This window comes from Nocardia sp. NBC_00403 (assembly GCF_036046055.1).
Taxonomy (GTDB): Bacteria; Actinomycetota; Actinomycetes; order Mycobacteriales; family Mycobacteriaceae; genus Nocardia.
The window spans coordinates 4,916,375-4,937,935 of record NZ_CP107939.1 but is presented as its reverse complement, the minus strand read 5'-3'; the positions used below and the strand labels follow the sequence as shown (position 1 = coordinate 4,937,935).

At 66.1% G+C, this 21,561-nt stretch carries 18 protein-coding genes; 10 read left to right on the top strand and 8 right to left on the bottom strand.

The genetic code is table 11. The features are described 5' to 3' along the window. Positions 1 to 69 precede the first annotated feature (69 nt). Positions 70 to 1,746, bottom strand: coding sequence for a fumarate hydratase (locus tag OHQ90_RS21895; protein ID WP_328400299.1), 1,677 nt, complete (start codon positions 1,744 to 1,746; stop codon positions 70 to 72). A gap of 303 nt (positions 1,747 to 2,049) precedes the next feature. Between OHQ90_RS21895 and OHQ90_RS21890 the strand changes: the two genes are divergently transcribed. After that, a complete protein-coding gene (locus tag OHQ90_RS21890) occupies positions 2,050 to 2,520 on the top strand; it encodes a MarR family winged helix-turn-helix transcriptional regulator (protein WP_328400297.1) in 471 nt (156 codons plus the stop codon). A gap of 100 nt (positions 2,521 to 2,620) precedes the next feature. Here OHQ90_RS21890 and mftD read toward each other — a convergent pair whose 3' ends face one another. Together mftD and mftE are read right to left on the bottom strand one after the other, a co-directional pair. Next, the gene (mftD, locus tag OHQ90_RS21885) at positions 2,621 to 3,847 is read right to left on the bottom strand and encodes a pre-mycofactocin synthase MftD (protein ID WP_328400295.1); all 1,227 of its coding nucleotides are present in this window, start codon (positions 3,845 to 3,847) and stop codon (positions 2,621 to 2,623) included. Then, positions 3,844 to 4,560 (bottom strand): mycofactocin biosynthesis peptidyl-dipeptidase MftE, encoded by a 717-nt coding sequence (gene mftE / locus OHQ90_RS21880; protein ID WP_328400293.1) that lies wholly within the window; start codon positions 4,558 to 4,560, stop codon positions 3,844 to 3,846. Before mftE ends, mftD begins: the two co-directional genes overlap by 4 nt. Before the next feature lie 40 nt (positions 4,561 to 4,600). Between mftE and mftR the strand changes: the two genes are divergently transcribed. The 6 genes from mftR (at position 4,601) to OHQ90_RS21850 (ending at position 10,038) form a co-directional block, all read left to right on the top strand. Beyond that, positions 4,601 to 5,191 (top strand): mycofactocin system transcriptional regulator, encoded by a 591-nt coding sequence (gene mftR, locus OHQ90_RS21875; protein WP_328400291.1) that lies wholly within the window; start codon positions 4,601 to 4,603, stop codon positions 5,189 to 5,191. Between the two features lie 121 nt (positions 5,192 to 5,312). Further along, positions 5,313 to 6,218, top strand: a complete 906-nt coding sequence (locus OHQ90_RS21870) for an STAS domain-containing protein (protein ID WP_328400289.1) — start codon at positions 5,313 to 5,315, stop codon at positions 6,216 to 6,218. A 12-nt stretch (positions 6,219 to 6,230) separates the two neighbouring features. Further along, positions 6,231 to 6,620, top strand: a complete 390-nt coding sequence (locus tag OHQ90_RS21865) for an STAS domain-containing protein (RefSeq protein ID WP_328400287.1) — start codon at positions 6,231 to 6,233, stop codon at positions 6,618 to 6,620. Further along, entirely contained in the window at positions 6,598 to 7,023 is a 426-nt protein-coding gene (locus tag OHQ90_RS21860; protein WP_328400284.1) for an ATP-binding protein, read from the top strand. The genes OHQ90_RS21865 and OHQ90_RS21860 overlap by 23 nt, the downstream gene beginning before the upstream one ends. After that, the gene (locus OHQ90_RS21855) at positions 7,016 to 7,651 is read left to right on the top strand and encodes a SpoIIE family protein phosphatase (RefSeq protein WP_328400282.1); all 636 of its coding nucleotides are present in this window, start codon (positions 7,016 to 7,018) and stop codon (positions 7,649 to 7,651) included. The genes OHQ90_RS21860 and OHQ90_RS21855 overlap by 8 nt, the downstream gene beginning before the upstream one ends. Continuing rightward, on the top strand, positions 7,648 to 10,038 hold the full coding sequence (locus tag OHQ90_RS21850) for a SpoIIE family protein phosphatase (protein ID WP_328400280.1): 2,391 nt from the start codon (positions 7,648 to 7,650) through the stop codon (positions 10,036 to 10,038). The genes OHQ90_RS21855 and OHQ90_RS21850 overlap by 4 nt, the downstream gene beginning before the upstream one ends. Positions 10,039 to 10,865: 827 nt before the next feature. Here the strand turns inward: OHQ90_RS21850 and ilvD are convergent. Then, entirely contained in the window at positions 10,866 to 12,581 is a 1,716-nt protein-coding gene (gene ilvD, locus OHQ90_RS21845) for a dihydroxy-acid dehydratase (protein WP_328413019.1), read from the bottom strand. Between the two features lie 200 nt (positions 12,582 to 12,781). On the opposite strand from ilvD, the gene OHQ90_RS21840 reads away from it, so the two are divergent. Beyond that, positions 12,782 to 12,934 (top strand): hypothetical protein, encoded by a 153-nt coding sequence (locus tag OHQ90_RS21840; protein WP_328400278.1) that lies wholly within the window; start codon positions 12,782 to 12,784, stop codon positions 12,932 to 12,934. A 279-nt stretch (positions 12,935 to 13,213) separates the two neighbouring features. On the opposite strand, the gene OHQ90_RS21835 is transcribed toward OHQ90_RS21840, so the two are convergent. The 3 genes from OHQ90_RS21835 to car form a co-directional block, all read right to left on the bottom strand. Continuing rightward, entirely contained in the window at positions 13,214 to 14,173 is a 960-nt protein-coding gene (locus OHQ90_RS21835) for a DUF6924 domain-containing protein (RefSeq protein ID WP_328400276.1), read from the bottom strand. A gap of 722 nt (positions 14,174 to 14,895) precedes the next feature. Continuing rightward, positions 14,896 to 15,360, bottom strand: coding sequence for a nitroreductase/quinone reductase family protein (locus tag OHQ90_RS21830; RefSeq protein WP_328400274.1), 465 nt, complete (start codon positions 15,358 to 15,360; stop codon positions 14,896 to 14,898). A 92-nt stretch (positions 15,361 to 15,452) separates the two neighbouring features. After that, positions 15,453 to 18,947 carry a carboxylic acid reductase gene (gene car / locus OHQ90_RS21825; RefSeq protein ID WP_328400272.1) on the bottom strand — a complete coding sequence of 1,165 codons (3,495 nt, stop codon included), beginning with the start codon at positions 18,945 to 18,947 and terminating at the stop codon, positions 15,453 to 15,455. Positions 18,948 to 19,392: 445 nt separating this feature from the next. Between car and OHQ90_RS21820 the strand changes: the two genes are divergently transcribed. Both OHQ90_RS21820 and OHQ90_RS21815 read left to right on the top strand, forming a co-directional pair. Next, positions 19,393 to 19,725 carry an STAS domain-containing protein gene (locus tag OHQ90_RS21820; protein WP_328413017.1) on the top strand — a complete coding sequence of 111 codons (333 nt, stop codon included), beginning with the start codon at positions 19,393 to 19,395 and terminating at the stop codon, positions 19,723 to 19,725. A gap of 42 nt (positions 19,726 to 19,767) precedes the next feature. Further along, entirely contained in the window at positions 19,768 to 20,475 is a 708-nt protein-coding gene (locus OHQ90_RS21815) for a class I SAM-dependent DNA methyltransferase (protein ID WP_328400270.1), read from the top strand. On the opposite strand, the gene OHQ90_RS21810 is transcribed toward OHQ90_RS21815, so the two are convergent. Next, entirely contained in the window at positions 20,441 to 21,478 is a 1,038-nt protein-coding gene (locus OHQ90_RS21810; RefSeq protein ID WP_328400268.1) for an LLM class F420-dependent oxidoreductase, read from the bottom strand. The two genes, OHQ90_RS21815 and OHQ90_RS21810, sit on opposite strands and share 35 nt — an antisense overlap. Positions 21,479 to 21,561: the final 83 nt, after the last annotated feature.

Genomic DNA, 21,561 nt, shown 5'->3' with positions numbered 1-21,561 from the left:
GCCACCCCGGCGATCGGGGTGACATTCGGATGTCCGCATAGTTGCCCGCGCTGCGGTCAAACGGCCATATCAGACGCGTTCTTTGGAGCGCGTACGCACCCGAAGCGCAATAGGCTTCTGCGTTTCGGCAAAGAAATCGTTGCCCTTGTCGTCGACCACGATGAAGGCGGGAAAATCTTCGACCTCGATCTTCCAGACCGCTTCCATACCCAGCTCTTCATACTCGAGCACCTCGACGGATTTGATGCAATCCAGCGCGAGACGCGCGGCCGGCCCGCCGATGGAACCGAGGTAGAAGCCGCCGTGTTCGTTGCACGCCTTGGTCACCTGGGCCGAGCGATTGCCCTTGGCGAGCATGACGAACGAGCCGCCCGCGGCCTGGAACTGGTCGACATAGGAATCCATCCGACCTGCTGTGGTCGGGCCGAAGGAACCCGATGCGTAGCCCTCGGGGGTCTTGGCCGGGCCCGCGTAGTAGACGGCCATATCGCGCAGGTACTGCGGCATCGGCTCGCCCGCGTCGAGGCGTTCCTTGATCTTGGCGTGCGCGATATCGCGCGCCACCACCAGCGGACCGGTCAGCGAAAGCCGGGTCTTCACCGGATATTTCGACAGTTCCACGCGGATCTCCGACATCGGCCGGTTCAGATCGATCTTCACTACGTCGCCGCCGAGGATGGAGTCGGTCTGCTCGGGCAGGTAGTGCGCGGGCTCGCGCTCGAGCTGTTCCAGGAACACACCCTCCGGGGTGATCTTGGCGAGAGCCTGCCGGTCGGCCGAGCAAGAGACCGCGATCGCCACCGGGCAGCTGGCGCCGTGACGCGGCAGCCGCACCACGCGCACATCGTGGCAGAAGTATTTGCCGCCGAATTGCGCACCGATACCGAAGGATTGGGTGAGCTTGAAGACCTCTTCCTCGAGCTCGAGATCGCGGAAAGCGTGCGCTGCGAGTGAACCCTCGGTCGGCAGGTTGTCCAGGTAGTGCGCCGAGGCGTATTTCGCCGTCTTCAAAGCGAATTCGGCACTGGTGCCGCCGATGACCACCGCGAGGTGATACGGCGGACAGGCCGCGGTGCCGAGTGAGCGGATCTTCTCGTCGAGGAACTCCAGCATGCGCTCGGGGTTCAGGACCGCCTTGGTCTCCTGATAGAGGAACGACTTGTTCGCCGAGCCGCCGCCTTTGGCCATGAACAAGAATTTGTAGGACGGATGCGCGGGATCACCCTGGGTGGAGTACAACTCGATCTGGGCGGGCAGGTTGGTCCCGGTGTTCTTCTCGTCCCACATGGTGATCGGCGCGAGCTGGGAGTAGCGCAGGTTCAGCTTGGTATAGGCATCGAACACGCCCCTGCTGATCCATTCGGCGTCGTCTACGCCGGTCAGCACACCCTCGGACTTCTTGCCCATGACAATTGCGGTGCCGGTGTCCTGACACATCGGCAGGATGCCGCCCGCCGAGATGTTCACGTTCTTGAGCAGGTCGAGCGCGACAAAGCGGTCGTTGCCGCTGGACTCCGGGTCATCGATGATCTTGCGCAGCTGGGACAGGTGCGCGGGTCGCAGATAGTGGCTGATGTCGTGCATCGCCTCGGCGGTGAGCAGCCGCAGCGCCTCGGGCTCGACCTGCAGGAACGTCCGGCCGTTGACTTCGAAGGTACTGACGCCCTCGGTGGTGATCAACCGGTAGGGGGTGTCGTCGGCCCCGATCGGCAGCAGATCTGAATAGCGGAAATCCGGCGCGGTCACGGGACGCACTCCTTCGGGCGGGCCTGCGGCTGAGTACAGCCGGGGCTGGTCATGAGCACAGGAAGCGTATCCACCACCCAGGAGCCGACCGATGCTTAGGCAAGCCTAATAGGCATCGTCGGACGAGGTCTATCCGCGGCTTGCGTTGGGCCGAGCGAAGGCGAGTCGGCCGCCTTCCTGTGGACATTGCCAATAAGGTTGCACGTTCAACTCCGTAGTGCTACCTCTCAGTTCTGACAAGTTGTCAGCGGGTCGACTGGCACGCGACAATTTATATGACATGTCAGAGTTTGGAGCGCTATCGTGACCGATCCCCAGTGGCTCGATGACGTCGAAATGCGTGCGTGGCTCGGCTTCGTGCGCACCCGCGATCTCATCGCCGCGGCGGTCGGGCGCGACTCGTCCCGCGAGTCGAACCTCACCTACGTCGAATACTCGGTCCTTGCCTATCTCGCCGACTCCCCCGACCATCGGCTCACCTTCGCCGACCTGGCCGCGAAGCTCGAGTGGTCGCAGAGCAGGCTCTCCCACCAGATCACCAGGATGGAGAAACGCTGCTTGGTCGCACGGGAGTCGATCCCCGACGACGCCCGCCGCACGGCGGCACGGTTGACACCGCGCGGCGCCGACGTCCTCGCGACCGCCGCGCCCGCCCACGTCGACAGCGTGCGCCGACACATGGTCGACATTCTCGACCGTCAGCAACTAGCCGCGCTCGCAGATATTTACGACACCCTGCTCGCCCACCATCGCAAGGCGGTGGCTCCGGACTGACCGAACATGGCTGGCTCGCAATGTAAGCCACAGCCCTGCCGAGCAGATCCCAGGCCGGCCCACGCTGCCCCGGACGCGGTCCGGGGCAGCCATCCACCGACTATCCGGCGACGACCGGCTCCGAGGCCGAGCGCGCTGGAACGTCGACGGGGCGCGCGGGGATCCCGAGCGCACGCTCGAAGCCCTCCGGCACGATCAGGTCCGACCGATCCAGGTCCTGCACCGACGTCTTACGCAGCCCGAGCAGCGCCGAGTCGATGCCGCCGCGCAGGATGTCGAGGACATTCTCGACGCCGGCCTGGCCGTTGGCGGCCAGGCCCCACAGGTAGGCGCGACCGATCATCACCGCGCGCGCACCGAGCGCGACCGCCTTCACCACATCGCTACCGCGACGGATGCCGCCGTCGAGCACCACGTCGATCTGCGAGCCGACAGCATCGGCGACGACGGGCAGCGCGCGGATTGCGGCGGGGGTGCCGTCGAGATTGTTGCCGCCGTGGTTCGAGACAGAGATAGCGGCCACGCCCGAATCGACCGCGCGCAGTGCGTCGTCCACGCGCATCACGCCCTTGAGCATGACCGGGCCCGCCCATTGTTCGCAGATCCACTGCACGTCGGCCCAGTCGGGTGCGGGGGTGCCCATCCATTCGCCGTAGGCGCCGAAGAACCCCGGTGCGGGTCCGTCGCCGATGGCCATATTCGGCGCGGTGAGGTCGGGAATGTGGCCCGACTTCAAGTAGGTGCTCAGCCACCGCGGCTTGATCAGGGTCTGCGGCGCGAAGCGCAGCATGGCACGCAGATCGAGCTTCTCCGGAATCACCGGACTGCCCCAGTCGCGGCCGTGCGAGAACGACCAGTCGAGGGTCAGGATCAGCCCGACGGCGCCCGCTGCCTTCGCCCGCTCCATCCGCTGCAGGATCTCGTCTTTGCTGCCGCACCAGTAGAGCTGGAAGAAGGTCGACGGGTTGGCCGCGATCACCTCTTCGATGGGCTTGCTGGCGAAGGAGCTGAGCCCCATCGCGATCCCGCGTGCCGCCGCGGCGCGGGCGACGGCCACTTCACCATCGGGGTGCACGGCCTGCACGCCGGTCGGCGAGATCAGCACCGGCATCGAAAGCTGCTGCCCCAGTACGGTTGTCGACTGATCTCGGTCACCGATCGGACCAGCGACATGGGGTGCGAAGCCGAGCTCGGTGAAGGCGAGCTGGTTCTCCTCGATGGTCTGGCCACGCTCGGATCCGGCGATCAGCGCGCCGTACACGGATTTCGGCAAACGTTTCTTCGCACGCCGCTGCGCCTCGGCGACTGTTTCGAACCACGGGTTCATGTTCCGGTCCTTTCCCGGGAAGCTGCCGGCCACCACAGCCGGATCTGGTCGTTCAGATCGGTGATCAGATGCGCGAGCAGCGCTGTGCCTTCGTCCGCAGTCGCGCCCGCCGGGTCGCCGAGTACACCGTTGGCACTCACCGCACGAACTCCCCCCGCGCGCATCAGCGGCAGGATCTCGATCAACGGCCGGGTATCACCGGCAACCGCGCGCTCGGCGCGGACCCGGCCCGGCGCCAGCGCCAGTTGAATCGAGGTCTCCGAGCGCCCCGCGTGTGGATCGCCCTGATATCGGGGCATATACATGTGCACGTCACGGGATTCGCCGCGCAACAGTGCGCACGCCTTGCGCAGCGGCTCCAGATTGCCGCCGTGCCCGCTGACCAGCAGGATGCGGTCGAACGTTTCGGTGGCCGAACGGCACAGCTCGATGATCAGCAGCTCCAACGCGGCCTGCCCGATCGACAGGGTGCCGGGGAAGCCCGCGTGCTCACCGCTGGAGCCGTACGGGACAGCAGGCGCGACAAACACATCCGGCCGCAGCGCGGCCAGCCGCGTGCACAATGCCACCGCGATGTCGGTGTCCGTGGACAGTGGCAGATGCGGACCGTGCTGTTCGGTGGCGCCCACCGGCACGGCCAGAATCACCCCCGCGGCGGCACGCTCGCCCGCCTCGGGCCACGTGAGATCCGCCACCTGGACATTTTCGAACACGTCGCGAGATTATCGTCAGTCACTGACATAATCAATAGCCGTGACACCTCCGACGCGCGGTCGCCCCAGGGGCACAACCAAGCGCGAACTCGAGCTGATCGCCATGCGCCTGTTCACCGAACAGGGCTTCGACGAGACGACCGTCGAGCAGATCGCCGCGGCCGCGGGCATCAGCGGACGCACCTTCTTCCGCTACTTCCCCACCAAAGCGGAAGTGCTCTGGTACCAGTTCGACGACGAGGTCGCCGCGCTGCGCGAAGCCTTCGCCACAATGCCCGACGAGGTGCCGATGATGGCTGCCGTACGCCGAGTTGTGGTGAACGCCAACCGATATCGCGCTGAAGACGTCGCCGAGCTGCGCACCCGCATGCAACTAGTCGGCGCCGTCCCCGCACTCGCCGCCACCGCGGGCGCGCACTACGACGCCTGGGAACGCGCGGTCAGCGCCTTCGCCGCGCAACGGCTCGGCGAGCCGGAGGACGCACTGCTCCCCCTCGCCGTCGGGCGCACCACCCTCGCCGCCGCGCGCGCCGCCTTCGATGCCTGGCTCGCCAGGGCCGACGCGGACCTGACGGTCTACCTCGACGCGGCGCTGGCCGGTCTGGCTCGCGGATTCGCGCCGCCACCGTGAAACCCGGCGAACGACCGGCAGGTTTCGCCAGCAACTCCGGTGGGGTATGACTAGGCTCGGTAGCGGCTCGCAGCCGAACGTACGAATCCCGACCCACCCGTCGAAAGGGGCTGGAGTTTCCATGTCCGAGGTGTCCATGAGCCTTTCGGCGGATTCCCTTACCGCAGGACCGGTCGACAACCTGCTTCCACAGTTGGTCGAACACCTGCGGCAGAACCGCACCGCGCTGCGCGAGGAATGGGCTCGGCGTATCACCGATGCCCAGCTGCTGACCGCAATGACCCCCGAGGAGATCTTCTCCGAGGCGACCTCCGTCTACGACAACTACGTCGAGGTGCTCGAGACCGGCAGCGTCGAAGCGCTGCAGGCCTACGCACGCGATCTCTCCGAACGCATCATTCCGAGAGGAGTCGAGACCGACGAGGTCCTCGGCATCGTGCTGTTGCTGCGTGACGTGCTCGCCCGCTCGCTGTTCGAGAAGTACCAAGCCGACTTCGAGCTACTGAATGCTGTGCTCGACGCATACGAACCGGCCGCCAACCGCATCGCGAGCACCGTGGCCATCTCCTTCGTGCAGGAGCGCGAGCGAGTTATCCGGCAGCAGCAGGAAGCCATTCGCGAGCTGTCGACCCCGGTGCTGCAGGTCCGTGAGCAGCTGCTCATCCTGCCGATCATCGGTGTGCTCGACAGTCAGCGTGCGCGCCAGCTCACCGAGCAGCTGCTGCGCGCGATCCGCGCCAACCGCGCGAAGGTCGTCGTCATCGACATCACCGGTGTGCCCGCGATCGACTCCACGGTGGCCAACCACCTGGTGCAGACCGTCGACGCGTCGGGCCTGATGGGCGCGAACGTCATCATCACCGGTCTGTCCTCGGAGATCGCGCTGACACTGGTGACCATCGGACTCGATCTGTCCAAGATGAATGCCGTCGGCGACCTGCAGGGCGGTATCGAGGAAGCCGAACGTTTGCTGGGCTACGAGGTGACCCGCGTGACGGATCGGCCCATCGAACGCGACGGACGCTGATCAGGCGAACTGATGCCGGTCCCGATACTCAAGCAAGGCACATTCCTCATCGCGTCGGTACAGTCCGCACTGACCGACGCCGACACCGAGCGCCTGCAAGACGACCTGATGAAGCAGGTCAGCAAATATCGGGCGCACGGCATCATCGTCGACGTCACGGCGATCGATGTAATGGATTCTTTCGCAGCGAGATCGCTGCGTACCATCGCGCACATGACGCAGCTCCGCGGTGCCGAAACGGTCATCGTCGGATTGCAACCCGAAGTCGCGTTCGCCATGGTTCAGCTCGGGCTCACGTTCGAAGACATGCACACGGCCCTCGACCTCGAAGAGGGCCTCGCCTGGCTGAACCGCAAAACTCCAGCCCGTCGCCAGCGAGATGGTCGTGACAGTGGCCGCTGAGAACTTGGTGATCGCGGTCAGGGTGTCCGGGGACATTGTGATCGCACGACAGGCCGGACGTGAACTGGCAGCCAAGCTCGGATTCTCTCTGACCGATCGAACAATGATCTCGACAGCTATCTCCGAGATTGCTCGCAACATCACCAGCTACGCAGGCAGCGGCGAGATCCGGTTGCTGGTCGACGACCGGGAGGGTCGCCAAGCGCTGGTGGTTCAGGCCGAGGACCAAGGTCCCGGCATCATCGACATTGCCCGCGCGCTGGACGATGGCTACTCCACCGGACGTGGCCTCGGTCTCGGCCTGCCCGGCGCCCGACGATTGATGGACCGCCTGATCATCGATTCGGCGCCCGGACGCGGCACGTTGATCGAGATGTGGAAGTGGGTACCCAACGGTGCATGAGGACGGGTTCATCGGCCGAATCGAGTGGGCGGTGGCCGGTCGCGCGCTGCCGGGCCAACAGGTTTCCGGTGATCGCTGTGTGGTCCTCGACGCGGGCAACGGCACCGTGCTCTTCGCCGTGCTCGACGGCCTCGGCCACGGCGCCGCCGCCGCCGACGCCTCCGATCGCGCCGCACAGATACTCGCGGAAAACCGCGCCGAACCATTGGACGTCCTGATGGTGCTGTGTCATCGAGCCATGGCCGAAACCCGCGGCGCGGCAGTATCTTTAGCGCTTTTCGACGATGCGGACACGGTGCGCTGGCTCGGCGTCGGGAACGTCGATTCCCAAGTGCTCACCCGTGGCCCCATCGGGCTGACGATCCGCGCGACGGTGCTGTTGACGGGCGGCATCGTCGGCTACCGGCTACCGCAGAACCTACAACCGCAGACCGTGGCGGTACGTCAGGGCGACCTACTATTGATGTCGACCGACGGTATCGTCATCGACTCGCTCGACAGCATCGATCTGTCGAAGTCCACGGCCGACATCACCGCCGATATCCTCGCCAAGCATGCCAAAGACACCGATGACGCCTTGGTCCTCGCCGCACGTCATCGGGGCGGCCCACCGGATGTGATGACATGACCGCTGCGCTGGCCGCATTTCGGGACGCCTACGCGGATGCGCTTCGGCGGCACTTGGATGCGCCGACGCAGGCCGGCCTCGCCGAAGGCTACGACCTCGGCCGCCGCGCCCTCGTCGAAGGCATCAGCCTGCTAGACCTCACCGAAAACCACTTCCGCGTCGTACAAGCCGCCCAGCAGCCCGCCGACGACCAGGACGTCAAGCTCGCCGAGACGGCGCTGGAATTCCTATTGCAGACCCTCGCCGCGCTGGACATCGCCACCAGAGGGTTCCTCGACGGCAACCGCCGCTACGAGCAACAGCGTTCCCGCGCAGACGATCTCGCGGGCCGCGACGCCTTCCGCACCGCGCTGGTCGAATCACTGCAGGACGGCTTCTTCGTTGCCGACTCGCACGGCACCATCGTCGAGGTCAATTCCGCCTTCGGCGCGCTGACCGGGTACGGCGCCGCCGACATCCCCTACCCGCTGCCGCATCCGTGGTCGATGCCCGAGGGCCCGCGCTATCCCGATCTCGGCACCGAGGCACAGCGCTTCGTCATTCCGATCCAGCATCGTGACGGCCGCACGGTCTGGCTCGCGGTGAGCACGAGTGCCCTCATCAAGCCGGACGACAATGAGCAGATCTTCGTCGGCACCATTCGCGATGTGACGGCCGAACACGACGCCCAGGCCCGCGATCAGGCCGCCTCCCGGCTGGCCACCGCCGTCGGCGCGGCCACCAGCGTGGTCGAGGTGCTCGCCGTCGGGCTGGATGAGCTGCGACGCACGGTCGGCGCCGAGACCGCGGTGGTTTCGGTCTGGCCGAGCCGCAACACCGGTCCCGAGGTCTATGTCTCCGGCGGCACGCAGGTCACCGACCGCCCCGCGAACACCGGCCAGATCCAGGCGACAGGCGATGCGACCAGAAAACCCTCGCCTGCCAACGCGCTCGACGCACGGGCTCGTGCGCTGCTCGATCGGGCACGACGCAGGCCCGGCCGCAGCCTGATCGCGATCCCGGAGGGCACCGAAAGCTCCGAGGGCATCGTCGCTCCACTCGGCGAGACCGGTGATGCCGCGTTGTGGTTGCGCTTCGCCGCGCCGCGCGCGATCAGTGCCGCGGACTGGACCTTGTTCTCCCTGCTCATCGGCCACTTGAGCCTGGCGGTGCAGCGGGCGCGCAACTTCGATCAAGCGCGTTCCACCTCGCTGACACTGCAGCGTGCCATGCTCGGCCCGATCGAGCTGCCGCCGCGGTTCTCCGTGCACTACGAGCCCGCGTTGCCGCCCTTGGAAATCGGCGGCGACTGGTACGACGTGGTGCCGCTGCGGGACGGGACAATCGGCATCGTGGTCGGCGACTGCGTCGGACGAGGGCTGTCCGCCGCCGTGGTGATGGGCCAATTGCGCACGGCCGCACAGACGTTGCTGCTCGGGGGCGCGGGGCCGGCCCAATTGCTCGCCGAGCTCGATACCGTCGCAGCGCGCATTCCCGGTGCCATGTGCACCACCGTGTGCGCGGCGGTGCTCGACCCGGTGCGCGGGCTGGTCCGCTACAGCAGCGCCGGTCATATGCCGCCGATCCTCGCCGACGTGAGCGAACCGGGCAGGCTGCTCGAGGGCGGCCGATCGGTGCCGCTGGCCACCTTCGACGTGCCGCGGCGCCCAGAGGCGACTACAGCGCTCCCCCCCGGCTCGACGCTGGTGCTGTTCACCGACGGGTTGGTCGAACAGCGCGGTGTCGACATCGATGACAGCTTCGCGAAGATCTGCGCGGTGCTCGCGGACACCCCCGGCCGACTACCACGGGAGGTGGCCGACGCGGTGCTGTCGCGGCTGCGCCCGGCCGCGGGCTACGACGACGACGTCGCCATGGTTGTCTACCGCCAGCCGCCCGCTCCACTGCGACTGGACGTGCCCGCCAACCCCGATCAGCTCTCGGCGATGCGCCGGAGCCTGAAGGCCTGGCTGGCCGCCGCCGCGGTGCCGCACGATCTCGCCTCGGATCTGATCGCGGCCGCGAACGAGGCGTGCAGCAACAGCATCGAACACGCCTACCGCGACGGTGAGCTGTCCGTGAGCCGACCCGTGCGGTCAACCGACGCATCGATGGGCCGCGCCACCGGTGCCACCGACGCGCCGGACGCGGGCCGAGTCCAGCTCACGGCCGAATGCGACACCCAGACGGTGGTCATCGTGGTCACCGACGCCGGGACATGGAAGCCACGCTCGGCCGACCCCGGCTATCGCGGCCGCGGCATCGACATGATGCGAGCACTGACCGAGGAGCTGGAGATCGACCACACCGGCCCCGGCACCACCGTCCGCATGTCGGTCACCCTGCCCGCGATCAAATCCCCGGTGGCGAACCCGCTGCGCGGCACACAGCGCCGCTTTTCCAGCTGACGACGCGGCGATATCGGCGTACTGGAGGTTCCGATCGCACCGTCGCCGGCTAGGCAGGCGAGGTGGTTTCCCGGTCGCGTCCGCATAGCGCCTCAGACGCGACCGGGAAAACCTCGGGTGCGCGCCGATCCTTTTCCCACACAACGGGTTTCGGTGAAGTTGTTCGAGACTGTCACGAGCGCAATAACAGTCGCGGCGGGTTATTTACGGTGACCGGATGCCCTCCCGGGATGTGACAGATCACCGGTTGCATCGCTCGGAGCGGCCATCACACGACGCCACCAGGCGTCCAACGGGCTCGGGTCGGGCCAGATCACCGGCACCTGCTCGAAGTCGTCGTCGTGTTCGGTTCCGATTCCCTGGACCATCATCGTCTCCTCGGCAGGCAGATTCTCCGTGCCGGGCACCCCAACTCTGCGGCACCCCGGCCGAATGCATTACCCGGGCCCCGCCAGCCGAATCAATCTTCAGATCGTGGGGCGCAACGAGGGCGCCAGGTCGGACCGCGTGGGTCCTACATGCCCCCATTTTAGATCAGAATTCGTCGGTAAATGAGGGTTACAGCGAGTGCGGACAACAGAATCCGACATTCACCAGGTCAACATGCATCGATGTGCTTACACTGTCGCGCATTTCACCAACTGATGGTCCGGTCGGAGCTGAGGTGGTCATGCCGGAACGCTCGGGCGACACGACCGACCTCGGACCATCCGGTATCAGATCGGTTGGCTCAGTGGCACATTCACCCCGCTCGATGCGACGGGTCCGATGCCGAATTATCGTGCGCCGCAGCAGCTGCGGCGCACGATCTCGAGTCCGACGAGGCGTCAGTCGCACACGGCGCCGTAGGACGCCGACCCCACCAGCTTCGAGTACTTGGCGAGCACACCACGGGTGTAGCGGGGCGGCAACGGTTCCCAGTCCTCGCGGCGGCGGTTGAGCTCCTCGGCTTCGATCAGTAGGTCGAGGGTGCCCGCGCCGACGTCGAGGCGGATCTGATCACCGTCGCGCACAAACGCGATCTGGCCGCCGTCCACCGCTTCCGGGGCGACATGGCCGACGCACAGTCCGGTGGTGCCGCCGGAGAAACGTCCGTCGGTGAGCAGCAGGACATCCTTGCCCAAGCCCGCACCCTTGATGGCCGCGGTAATCGCGAGCATCTCGCGCATCCCCGGACCACCCTTGGGCCCCTCGTACCGGATCACCACCACATCACCGGCCGCAATGGTGCCATCTTCGAGTGCGTCCATCGCGGTGCGCTCGCGATCGAAAACCCTTGCAGTGCCGGTGAATACCTCGGAATCGAAGCCTGCCGACTTCACCACGGCACCGCCGGGTGCGAGCGATCCCTCGAGGATGGTGATGCCGCCGGTCGGATGGATCGGGGACTTCATGGCACGAACCACCTTGCCGTCGGGGTCCGGCGGGGCGATCTCGGCCAGATTCTCCGCCACGGTCCGCCCCGTCACCGTCAAGCAGTCGCCGTGCAGCAGCCCGGCATCCAGCAGCGCCTTCATCATGACCGGGACACCACCGATTCGGTCCACATCGGTCATCACGTGCTTGCCGAAGGGTTTCACGTCGGCGAGGTGCGGTACCCGGCGGCCGACGCGGGCGAAATCCTTCAGCGTCAGTTCGACATTCGCGTCGTGCGCGATCGCCAGCAGGTGCAGCACGGCGTTGGTAGAGCCGCCGAATGCCATCACCACGGCGATCGCGTTCTCGAAGGCCTCTTTGGTGAGAATGTCGGCCGTGGTGATCCCGCGCCGCAGCAACTCGACGACGGCCTCGCCGCTGCGCCGGGCATAGCCATCGCGGCGGCGGTCGGTCGCGGGCGGCGCCGCGCTGCCCGGCAGCGACATGCCCATGGCCTCGGCCGCGCTGGCCATCGTGTTCGCGGTGTACATCCCGCCGCAAGCGCCCTCACCCGGACAGATTGCCCGCTCGATGGCGTCGACATCTTCGCGGCTCATCAGCCCGCGCGAACACGCGCCGACCGCCTCGAACGCATCGATGATCGTCACCTCGCGCTCACTGCCGTCGGACATTTTCGCAATCCCCGGCAGGATCGAGCCCGCATACAGGAACACGCTGGCCAGGTTCAGCCGGGCCGCCGCCATCAGCATGCCGGGCAAGGATTTGTCACACCCGGCCAGCAGCACCGAGCCGTCGAGGCGCTCGGCCTGCATGACCGTCTCGACGCTGTCGGCGATCACCTCACGCGACACCAGCGAGAAGTGCATGCCCTCGTGCCCCATGGAGATGCCGTCGGAGACCGAAATTGTTCCGAACTCCATGGGATAGCCACCCCCGGCGAACACACCTTCCTTGCTGGCCTTCGCGAGCCGATCCAACGACAGATTGCACGGGGTGATCTCGTTCCACGAGGAGGCCACCCCGATCTGCGACTTCCCCCAGTCGCCATCGCCCATCCCGACCGCTCGCAACATCCCTCGAGCGGCGGTCTTCTCCAACCCATCGGTGACATCGCGGCTGCGCGGCTTGATATCGGGACCATTCGGATCATTGGGCACGACGTTCATCATGCTCCCATCACATCGCCCGCGGCCGCCGGCCACGCCGGTGGGCGCCGAGATCGGATACCCGGCAACGCCGCAGTGGTGTTCGTCGACCGCGTCGCACCTTACGGTCCAACGGTGCAAATGCAGACACAGGTGCGGTTGATGAAACTCGAAATCGTCACTGTAGAGCCGGAATACCAGCACCGGCGCATTGCCCCACCATGGTCGAATATGCCCTGGACGTGCTGGCAGAGTCCCACGTGCAACTGGTGCACGGATCCTTTCCCGCTGATCTGGGGCCGTCCTATCGCTCACTCGGCGACGGTCCGGACATCGACATCAGCCACGCTCGCGAAGCGCCCATCACCCGATAGCGCGCCCGCGGGCGAGGTGCTGCCGGGTCAGGGGTCCCAGCGAGCGCGCAGCCCGATCTTCACCCATCTATGACGTCGGCGGGGAGCTTACCGACGGGTTCGGCGAGGGTGTCTTTTCGCGATGACGGCAAGGTCGTTGAGCGCGATCACCTCGGTGCCCGTGCGACGGTGAGTAGCTGGTGTCGTGAGTGACCTTGCGGTTTCCGAGACTCATCGGCGCCAGCGTTACGCCGCCCTGCTGTCAATGCTTACGACGAGAGGGCAGCATCACGTGCCCTCTCAGGAGCCCTCCCACCACGGCTCCGTGTCCTCCACGGCGACGAACTCGTAAAAATCCATGTTGCCGATCTCCAGGTTGCACGCCATCGATCCGACCATGCGGCAGGGTAGGACGGCGGTCTGCCCCGGGGTGTCGTGTAGGTCGACAACAGTCAGCGGTCGGCCGGGCTCGGCAAAGGTCCTGGCATCAGCGAGAACGACCAGCGCGGTGCGCTCCTCGGTGTGCTCCTTGGGCGGCGGGACCTGCGCCGGGACCTGAGCCGGCAGCAGGCCATCGAAGGCCCGGTCGTCGACGACCAACGCCGTCAGCGGATAGTGCTCCTCGTCGATCTCGTCCGAGTCCAGGTCTGCGCCGACCCAGCCATCCTCGTCGGCCCCGCCCAGCTCGTCGAGCAGGGCGCGCCAGCCCTCCTCGTCGTCGAAGAAGGTACGGACCAGCAGTACGCCAGCGGTGGCGGGCAGTGCCGGGAAGAACCGGTGCGGCAGCGCCGTCGGCGCGGGGAACGCCGGCCGACCGCCGTCCCCCTGGTACATGCCGCACACATCCATGTCGCGCACCAGGTGGTCGAACGTGAGTGCGCCACCCAGCAGGTCGGCCAAGATCTCGCCGAGCCGTGCCGAGGGAACCCGGACGCCGCGCCCGGGTATCGCCGCCAGGTCCACCAGCAACGGCCCGTCCCCGCCGTATACCACCGGAATGTCCGCCAAGACGACGACCGGCGGCACCGGGCCGCCGTCCGCGACAAGCGCCGGGACGTTTCCGCCGTGCAGGAAGTGCCACCCGCAGTCCTCGATCGGTCGCAGCCGCACCCCGCTGCCCCCGACGACGAGCACATCGCCTTCCCGGCGGGCCGCGATCTCGTGAAGTAGCTTGCCCCACAGTGCGGTGCCGTCCTCGTAGCACGTACAGACCAACAGCACGTCACCGGTCACCGGCTGGGAAAGCTTGGGCAGGGACACGATTCTCCTTCGAAGGCTGCTGCGGTCGCTGATCATAATTGGTCCTGGGCATGGTGATGCTTTCTGCCGGACATCATGCTCAGGTCAGCGCCGTCCAAAGACGCTGTGCGCCTTGCCGAACAGTACGTGACGGGCACGATAGAGATCATGAATGTCGGGTGCAGCAACCCTGTGTTCGCCCGCACGATCGACGATCTACGTGACGGTTTCCTACGCGGGGGTGACCAGCGGAAAAACGCTCGAAGCGGCAGTATCGTGCGTTGAACGCGGTCGAAAAGGGTTGGATCCCCGTGCGATGGGCTGCTTTCGTTGGTGTGGGGCGTTCTGTCGGGCCGCACCACTGCCGATGACCTCGTGAAATACACACTGGCCTGCGCGATCCGCGAACGCGCCGAACTGCGCACCGCCTCACGACAGCCACGGGAGCTGACCTTGTTCAACGTCACCGCCGCATGACGGGGCGCTGACCGGCCGACTTCGCGCTCTGACCGCCGATAGCGCCCGCTTCGCGTCAATTCTGGACGGCCAGCGCCGATTTCGGGCGACACGAAGTCCGCTCTGCGCTATGGGGGCTGACTACGGATCTTCTGATCCGTGTCCACGACTGGGTGGTCACGTCAGTGCTCGGAGTTCGTTATCGACCCGGCCGTGCGTTCGGGCGGGCTGTATGGCGGCGGCGCCCGGATCGCGGATATGCGGCGTGGCCGTGAGCTGCCGGGACTTCAGCTGGGACGGGGAGCGAGGCGGATGATCGGGATTTCCCGGTCGGTCTTCTGCTGATATCCGGCGAATCGGGGTGTGGTGGTCGTGATCTGCTGCCACGCCTTGTCGCGTTCGATGCCGTGGAGTTGTTCGGCGGTCACGTCGAGGGTTCGGCCATCGACGTCGATGCGGACCTTGTCGGGGTTGGCGGCGAGGTTGTGGTACCAGGCGGGGTTTCCCGCGGCGCCGGCCGCCGAGGCAGCGATGAGGTAGGTGCCGTGGTCTCCGGGAAACCAGGCCACCGGTGTGGAACGTTCGACGCCGCTCTTGCGGCCGAGCGTGGTCAGGACGAGAGCGTCCATTCCCATGAATTTGCCGCCGCCCTTGCGGCGCAGGCGTTCAGCCATGAACTTGTTCGTCCACGTGGTGAACCGGCCGGAAGGTTGGCGGGCGCCGCGGGTGCCCGCGGGGGTTCCGAAGCTCATCGGATTCTCGCTTTCGCTGTGTTCTGGCAATTGGGGTCAGAAAGCCTCGGCCGGGTTGTGGACGGTGCGCTGTACCTGGACGTTGCGCCGGGCTAGACCAGCAGCGTGCGGTGCTGGAGGTCGGTGACGTATTTGGTGATGAGCTGCGGCGAAAGGTGTGGGATGTCGTTGTCCGGGCCGATTCGCACGTTGTGGACGGCGGTCTGAAACGTCTTGGCCGGGATGACCGAGCCGCGGATCGGGTGCTCCGGACGGGCGTAGGCGTGCAGTAGCGGCAGTACCGAGGCCTGGCGCTGCTTCTCGGGCAATGCGCGCAGTGCGGTCTCGAAACGGTCGAACCAGTCGCGGTAGTCGGTGATGCGCTGGATCGGGTGGCCTGAGTCGATCAGCCAGTCCACGACATTGTCCAGGGATATGCCGTCGTCGTGCGGATTCACCACATCGAAGGCATGGAATCCTGCCGTGCCGAGGCTACCGAGCATGGTGATCGCCTCAGCGGTGAAGTCGGCGGGCAGCCCGTCATAGTGGGCGCGCCGTCGCGTGCCGTCGGAGTGGGTCTCGTAGAAGGAGGACGGCGCGATCCCGGTCGCGACCAGACTCAGCACCAGACGGGTGAACATGTCCGGCACGTTGAGCTGCCCGCGGTAGCGGCTGTGCGCGAGGATCATGTCGGAGCGGAAGACCGTGACCGGCAGACCGCACAGGTCGTTGGCTTCACGCAGCAGCACCTCCCCCGCCCACTTGCTGTTGCCGTAGCCGTTGGCATAACTCTCATCGATGACACGCACCGAGCTGAAATCACGGATGTCACCGTCCTCGTCGAACCGCCCTGGCTCGACTTGCGAGGCGACGCCCACCGTCGAGAGATAGGTGACGGGCTTGAGCCGCCTGCTGATCGCGAGGCGAATCACCTCGGCGGTGCCGACCACGTTCGGCCCGAACAACTGGCTGTAGGGCAGCACATGGTTGACAAGGGCAGCCGGGTGGACGATCAGATCGACGCTGTCGGCCAACCGATTCCAGGTCGCGCCGTCCAGACCGAGGTTCGCCTCGCCGATATCGCCTGACAGGACTTCGAGGCGGCGGGCGGCCAGCTCCTGGAAATGCTCGACCAGCTCCGGGTCGCCACTGTCGAATGCCTCGTCGAGCCGCTGCCTTGCTGCCACCGCGTCGCTGCCGCGCACCACGCAGATCAGCGTGCCGCCCGACTCATCCAGCCGCTCCAGCCATTCCAGGCACAAGAAGCGCCCCAGGTAGCCGTTCGCTCCGGTCAGCAGCACCGTCCGGGCAGTGCCGTCGGGCGCGGGCAATGCCTCGGCGGCGCTCAGGGTCCTCGCATCGATGAACTTGTCGAGGGTCAGGTCACCGGCGTAGATCGCCGATCCGTCGCGGCCGTGGACCGTGGTGAGGGTGGGCAGCCGCACAGCCGAATTCCGCGCCCTCTCCACGTAATCAGCGAGATCACGTAGCCCGTTCGCGGGGCTGATGACCACGCCGACCGGCACGTCCACCGCGAAAATATCCTGGAGCAGGTTCGAAAACGACAGCGCCGAAAGGGAATCGCCGCCCAGTTCTGTGAACTGGGCGTCCGGACGGATATCTGTTGTCGCGCAACCCAGGAGTGCGCGGGCGGCCCGGCTGATCGTTTCCAGCACCGGCAGCTCGGCAGCGGTATGCCGCAGGGCGAGCAGTTCGTTGTCCTGCTGTTCTGCCAGGTCGTTGTACAACTGATCGAGCCGAGCGCCGTAATGCGCTGTGAGCTTGGGCCGCAACAGTTTACCGATGCCGGAGAGCAGACCGTTCTCGATCGTGAACGGCTCGGTCTCGATCAGGAAGTCGCGCGGAATCTCGTATGAGTTCAGATCGGCCTCGTTCGCGATCTGCTGCAACGACGCGGCGATCGCGCCCTTCAGCGCGTCGGTGTCGAGAGCCGCCGCGGTGGGCACGACCACCGCGAGCAGGTAGGCGCGTTCGCTGCTGCCGTAGACGAATATCTGCCGGACCAAGGGGCTGCCCGCGTAGACGGCCTCCAACTGGGAGACGGCGACGAACTCGCCCTGCGACAGCTTCAGCACATTGTTGCGACGGTCGACGTAGACGAGTTGATCTGGACCGATCTCGGCCATGATGTCGCCGGTCTTGTAGAAGCCGTCCGGGTCGAAGATCTGCGCGGTGACCTCGGGACGCTTGTAGTACCCGGGAATCATGGTGCGCGTCTTCAGCAGCAGTTCGCCGCGAGGATGCGGCTGGTCGGTCCGGAAATATCCCAGCTCGGGGACGTCGACAAGTTTGTAGTCGAGCACCGGCGGCCGGCGCGGCTGGTTGTCGACCAGCACCCCGCCCGCCTCGGTGGAGCCGTAACCATCGCGCAACTCCACATCCAGGACGGACTCCATGAAGGTCTTCAGCTCCGCAGCCAGCGGCGCTGAGCCCACCGAGGCGGAGATGACACGCCCGCCGAGGAAGTCTTGGCGCAGTTCGGTTTTCACCTGCTGCTCGGTGGCGCCGCGCCGGTCGAGCTCGCTCTGATAGCGCTGGAAAATCATGTCGCACACGCGTGGAACGAATATCACCGCCGTCGGGCGAACCAGACCGATGTCCTCGAACAGCGTCGACATATCGCTTCTTGCCGTGAAGTAGGCAGTGCCGCCGCGCGCGAGAATCCCCGACAGGGTGAGACGGCCCGCGAGGTGGCTCATGGGCAGATAGTTCACGCCGATCGTGGGCGCTGTGGTCGAATCGAACCAGGCGGTCGTCTCCACCCAGATGCCGGCAGCAAGCCGATCGGTGTACATGGCGCCCTTGGGTGTGCCCGTACTTCCTGAGGTGTAGATGAGCAGGGCCAGCGGGTCGGCGTCGGCGTCGGGGACGAACGGCGGCGCGGGCGGTGCGCCACGGCCGCGGGTGAGCACCGAATCGAGCGTTTCGACGACAATCCCGCTACCGGCGTCCGCAAGCCGCTGTAGTGCCGAATCGACCGCCGTACGCTGCGCGTCGTCCTCGGGGTGGTAGTCGAAGACGACAAGATGTTCGGTGGGCACCTCGTCGAGCAAGCAATCGATGGCGGCATCGAGCAGTTCCGGCGTCGCGGCGAGCACCCGAGGGTTGGTCTCGGCAATGATCGCCCGCAGTTGGGCGACCGCGGCCCCCGCCTGCAGCGGCACCGACACCGCGCCCAGCTCCGCACAGGCGAGATCGAGCGTGACGTAGTCACAACTCGTGAAGCCGAGTATGGCGACGAAATCGCCTGCGCGCACAGGATGTTCGACGTCGTGATGCCACGCGGCGGCCACCGCTGCGATTCGCTCGCCCAGTTCCCGGTAGGTGATGGTCTCGAATCTGGGCAGCAGACGAAGCGTGCGCCGACCCGCCACATCCGTGGTGAACTCGAATGCCCGCTGCCCGAGCGCGGGACGTTCGGCATAACCTTCCAGCACCGTCGCAATGACCTGCGCATACCGCAGTCCTGGTCGGCTCAGCGCTGCGCTGATCTCTTCGGATGGCTCGGCGTCGCGAACCTGCTGATCACAGGCATACAACTCGGCGATGCGGTGTTCGCGCCGCGCTGCTGGAGTATCGATCGACATGATCCAGCCTCCCTTGGTCGGATATCGCTCACACGAGAGACCGACGCCGGATGAAGCGGCTGACGTCGGTGAGGGAGGCAACCACAGGACTTCCCTCTTTCGATCTGTAGTTAGCTCAGTCAACTACCCTTTCCGGTATACACCTATAGCGTCCAGCTCCTGATGTGACCCACATCTCAGATGTTTCGGCCCGTCGGCGCTCCGTCCGCGGCACCCGACCTGGGCGATACGGCACGCCGAGCCGTTGCCACACGCTCGCTCCGAAGGACTCGACCCCGAGGACAATCCAGGGCGGTAAGGTGTGACGGCAAGAAAACTCGCATGGCACGCGGACATGTCAGGTTTGCTGCATGTTTTGTGTCAGTACAGCGAGATCGGGCGGTTCATGGCAGATTGTGAAGATGTGACCAATACTTCCGGAGACGCGTATCCCCTCGCGGACACGATGACCACCACGGTGACAACGCCCGAGGGCGCGACTGTGCTGACGGTGTCCGGCGAGGTCGACCTGGCGACAGCGCCCGCGCTCGAAGCCGCGATCGAGGGCATTCTCGCCGGTAAACCCGTGGCCCTGATCATCGACCTGTCCGCGGTCAGCTTCCTCGCCTCGGCGGGGATGGCCGCACTGGTCGGGGCGCATCAGCGGGCGGGAGCGTCAACCTCGATCGCCGTCGTCGCCGATGGCCCGGCGACCAGTCGCCAGCTGAAGATGACCAGCCTGGATCAGGTCTTCGCGCTGCATTCGACCCTCGATCAGGCCCTGGCGTCGTTCCGCTGATCCTGGAGTCCCACAGCCCTGCTCGTTGCGGTGGACCGTGGAATGCTGGAGCCTGTGGGAGATCACGGCACGCATGACACCGTCCGCCGCAGCTACGACACCGTCGCCGAGAATTACGCCACAGATCTCCGCGATGAGCTCTGCGGCAAACCGCTCGACCGGGCACTGCTGAGCAGTCTCATAGAGCAGACCGAATCGGGAACACCGATCGCCGACCTCGGCTGCGGCCCTGGGCATATTGCGGCCTGGCTCGCCGATCACGGTGCGACGACAGTCGGCATCGACCTATCCGCCGCCATGGTCGCGGTGGGACGCAAGCACTATTCAGCGGTCGAGTTCCGTGCGGGCGATCTGCTCGAACTACCCGCCGCCGATGGCGAATTCGGCGCCGCGGTCGCGTTCTACTCGATCATCCATCTCGCGCCTGGCGAACTGCGCAGCGCCTTCGAACAGGTGCATCGCGTGCTGCGCCCGTCGGGCCTGTTCCTGGTCTCGTTCCACATTGGATCGGAGATCCGTCATTTCGATACCTGGTGGGGACACGAGGTGGATGTCGACTTCCGCTTCTTCGATCCGGATCAGATCATCGCCGACCTGGCGGCGGCGGGGTTCGAGGTGCGGATGCGCATGGAGCGCCCGAACTATCCGCACGAGGTCGACACTCGCCGCGCCTACCTGTTGGCTCGCCGCGCCGACCCGGCGAGCCTCCAGGATCTCAGCAGAGTTCGCGCAGCTGCTCGATCAGCTTGATCCGCTCGGCCGGGGTCGCGGCCATCGGAACGACGTTGAGGACGGTCACGCCCGCCTCACGGAACGCGGCGACCCGCTCCTTGACGTAGCCGGCGGGGCCGACGAGGGAGATGTCGCGCACCAGGTCGTCCGGAACGACCTTGGCGGCCTCTTCCTTCTTGCCGGCCAGGTACAGCTCCTGAATACGGTCGGCCTCGGCGCCGTAGCCGTACTTCGTGGCGAGGGCGTGATAGAAGTTCTTGCCCTTCGCACCCATGCCGCCGATATACAGCGCGAGGTGCGGCTTCACGAATTCCAGTAGCGGCGTGACGTTTTCACCGATCGCCAGCGCGGGTCCGGCATACACGTCGAGTTCGCCGAGGATCGGATCACGCTTGGCCAGACCGGCATCCAGAGATTCACCCCAGATTTCCTTGGCCTTCTCGGGTACGAAAAAGATCGGCTGCCAGCCCTCGGCGATCTCGGCGGCCAGCTGCACATTCTTCGGGCCGAGCGCGGCGAGCAACACTGGAATGCGTTCGCGCACTGGGTGATTGATCAACTTGAGCGGCTTGCCGAGGCCGGTGCCCTCGCCCGCGGGCAGCGGAATCTTGTAGTATTTGCCGTCGTATTCGAGCCGCTCACGCCGCCACACCTTGCGGCATATCTCGACCAGTTCCCTGGTGCGGCCGATGGGCGAGTCGTAGGCGACGCCGTGGAACCCCTCGATCACCTGCGGGCCCGACGCGCCGAGGCCGAGCACGTAGCGGCCGTCGGAGACGAAGTCCAGGCCCGCCGCGGTCATCGCGGTCAGGCTGGGGGTACGGGTGTAGATCTGCAGGATGCCCGAGGCCAGCTGCAGACGGGTGGTTTTGGCGGCCAGGTAGCCCAGCGCACTGACGGCGTCGAAGGAGTACGCCTCGGGGACGAACACGATGTCCAGACCGGCCTGCTCGAGGTCGGCCACTTCCGCCGCCGCCTCTTTGAAACCGCCCGAGTAATTGATGCCCAATCCGATCCGCATAACACTCAACATAACCGCAGCTACGGACCGGGCGCGCACCGGCCACCTACGCGCGGGCGGTAGCGTAATCGCCGAGACTTCCC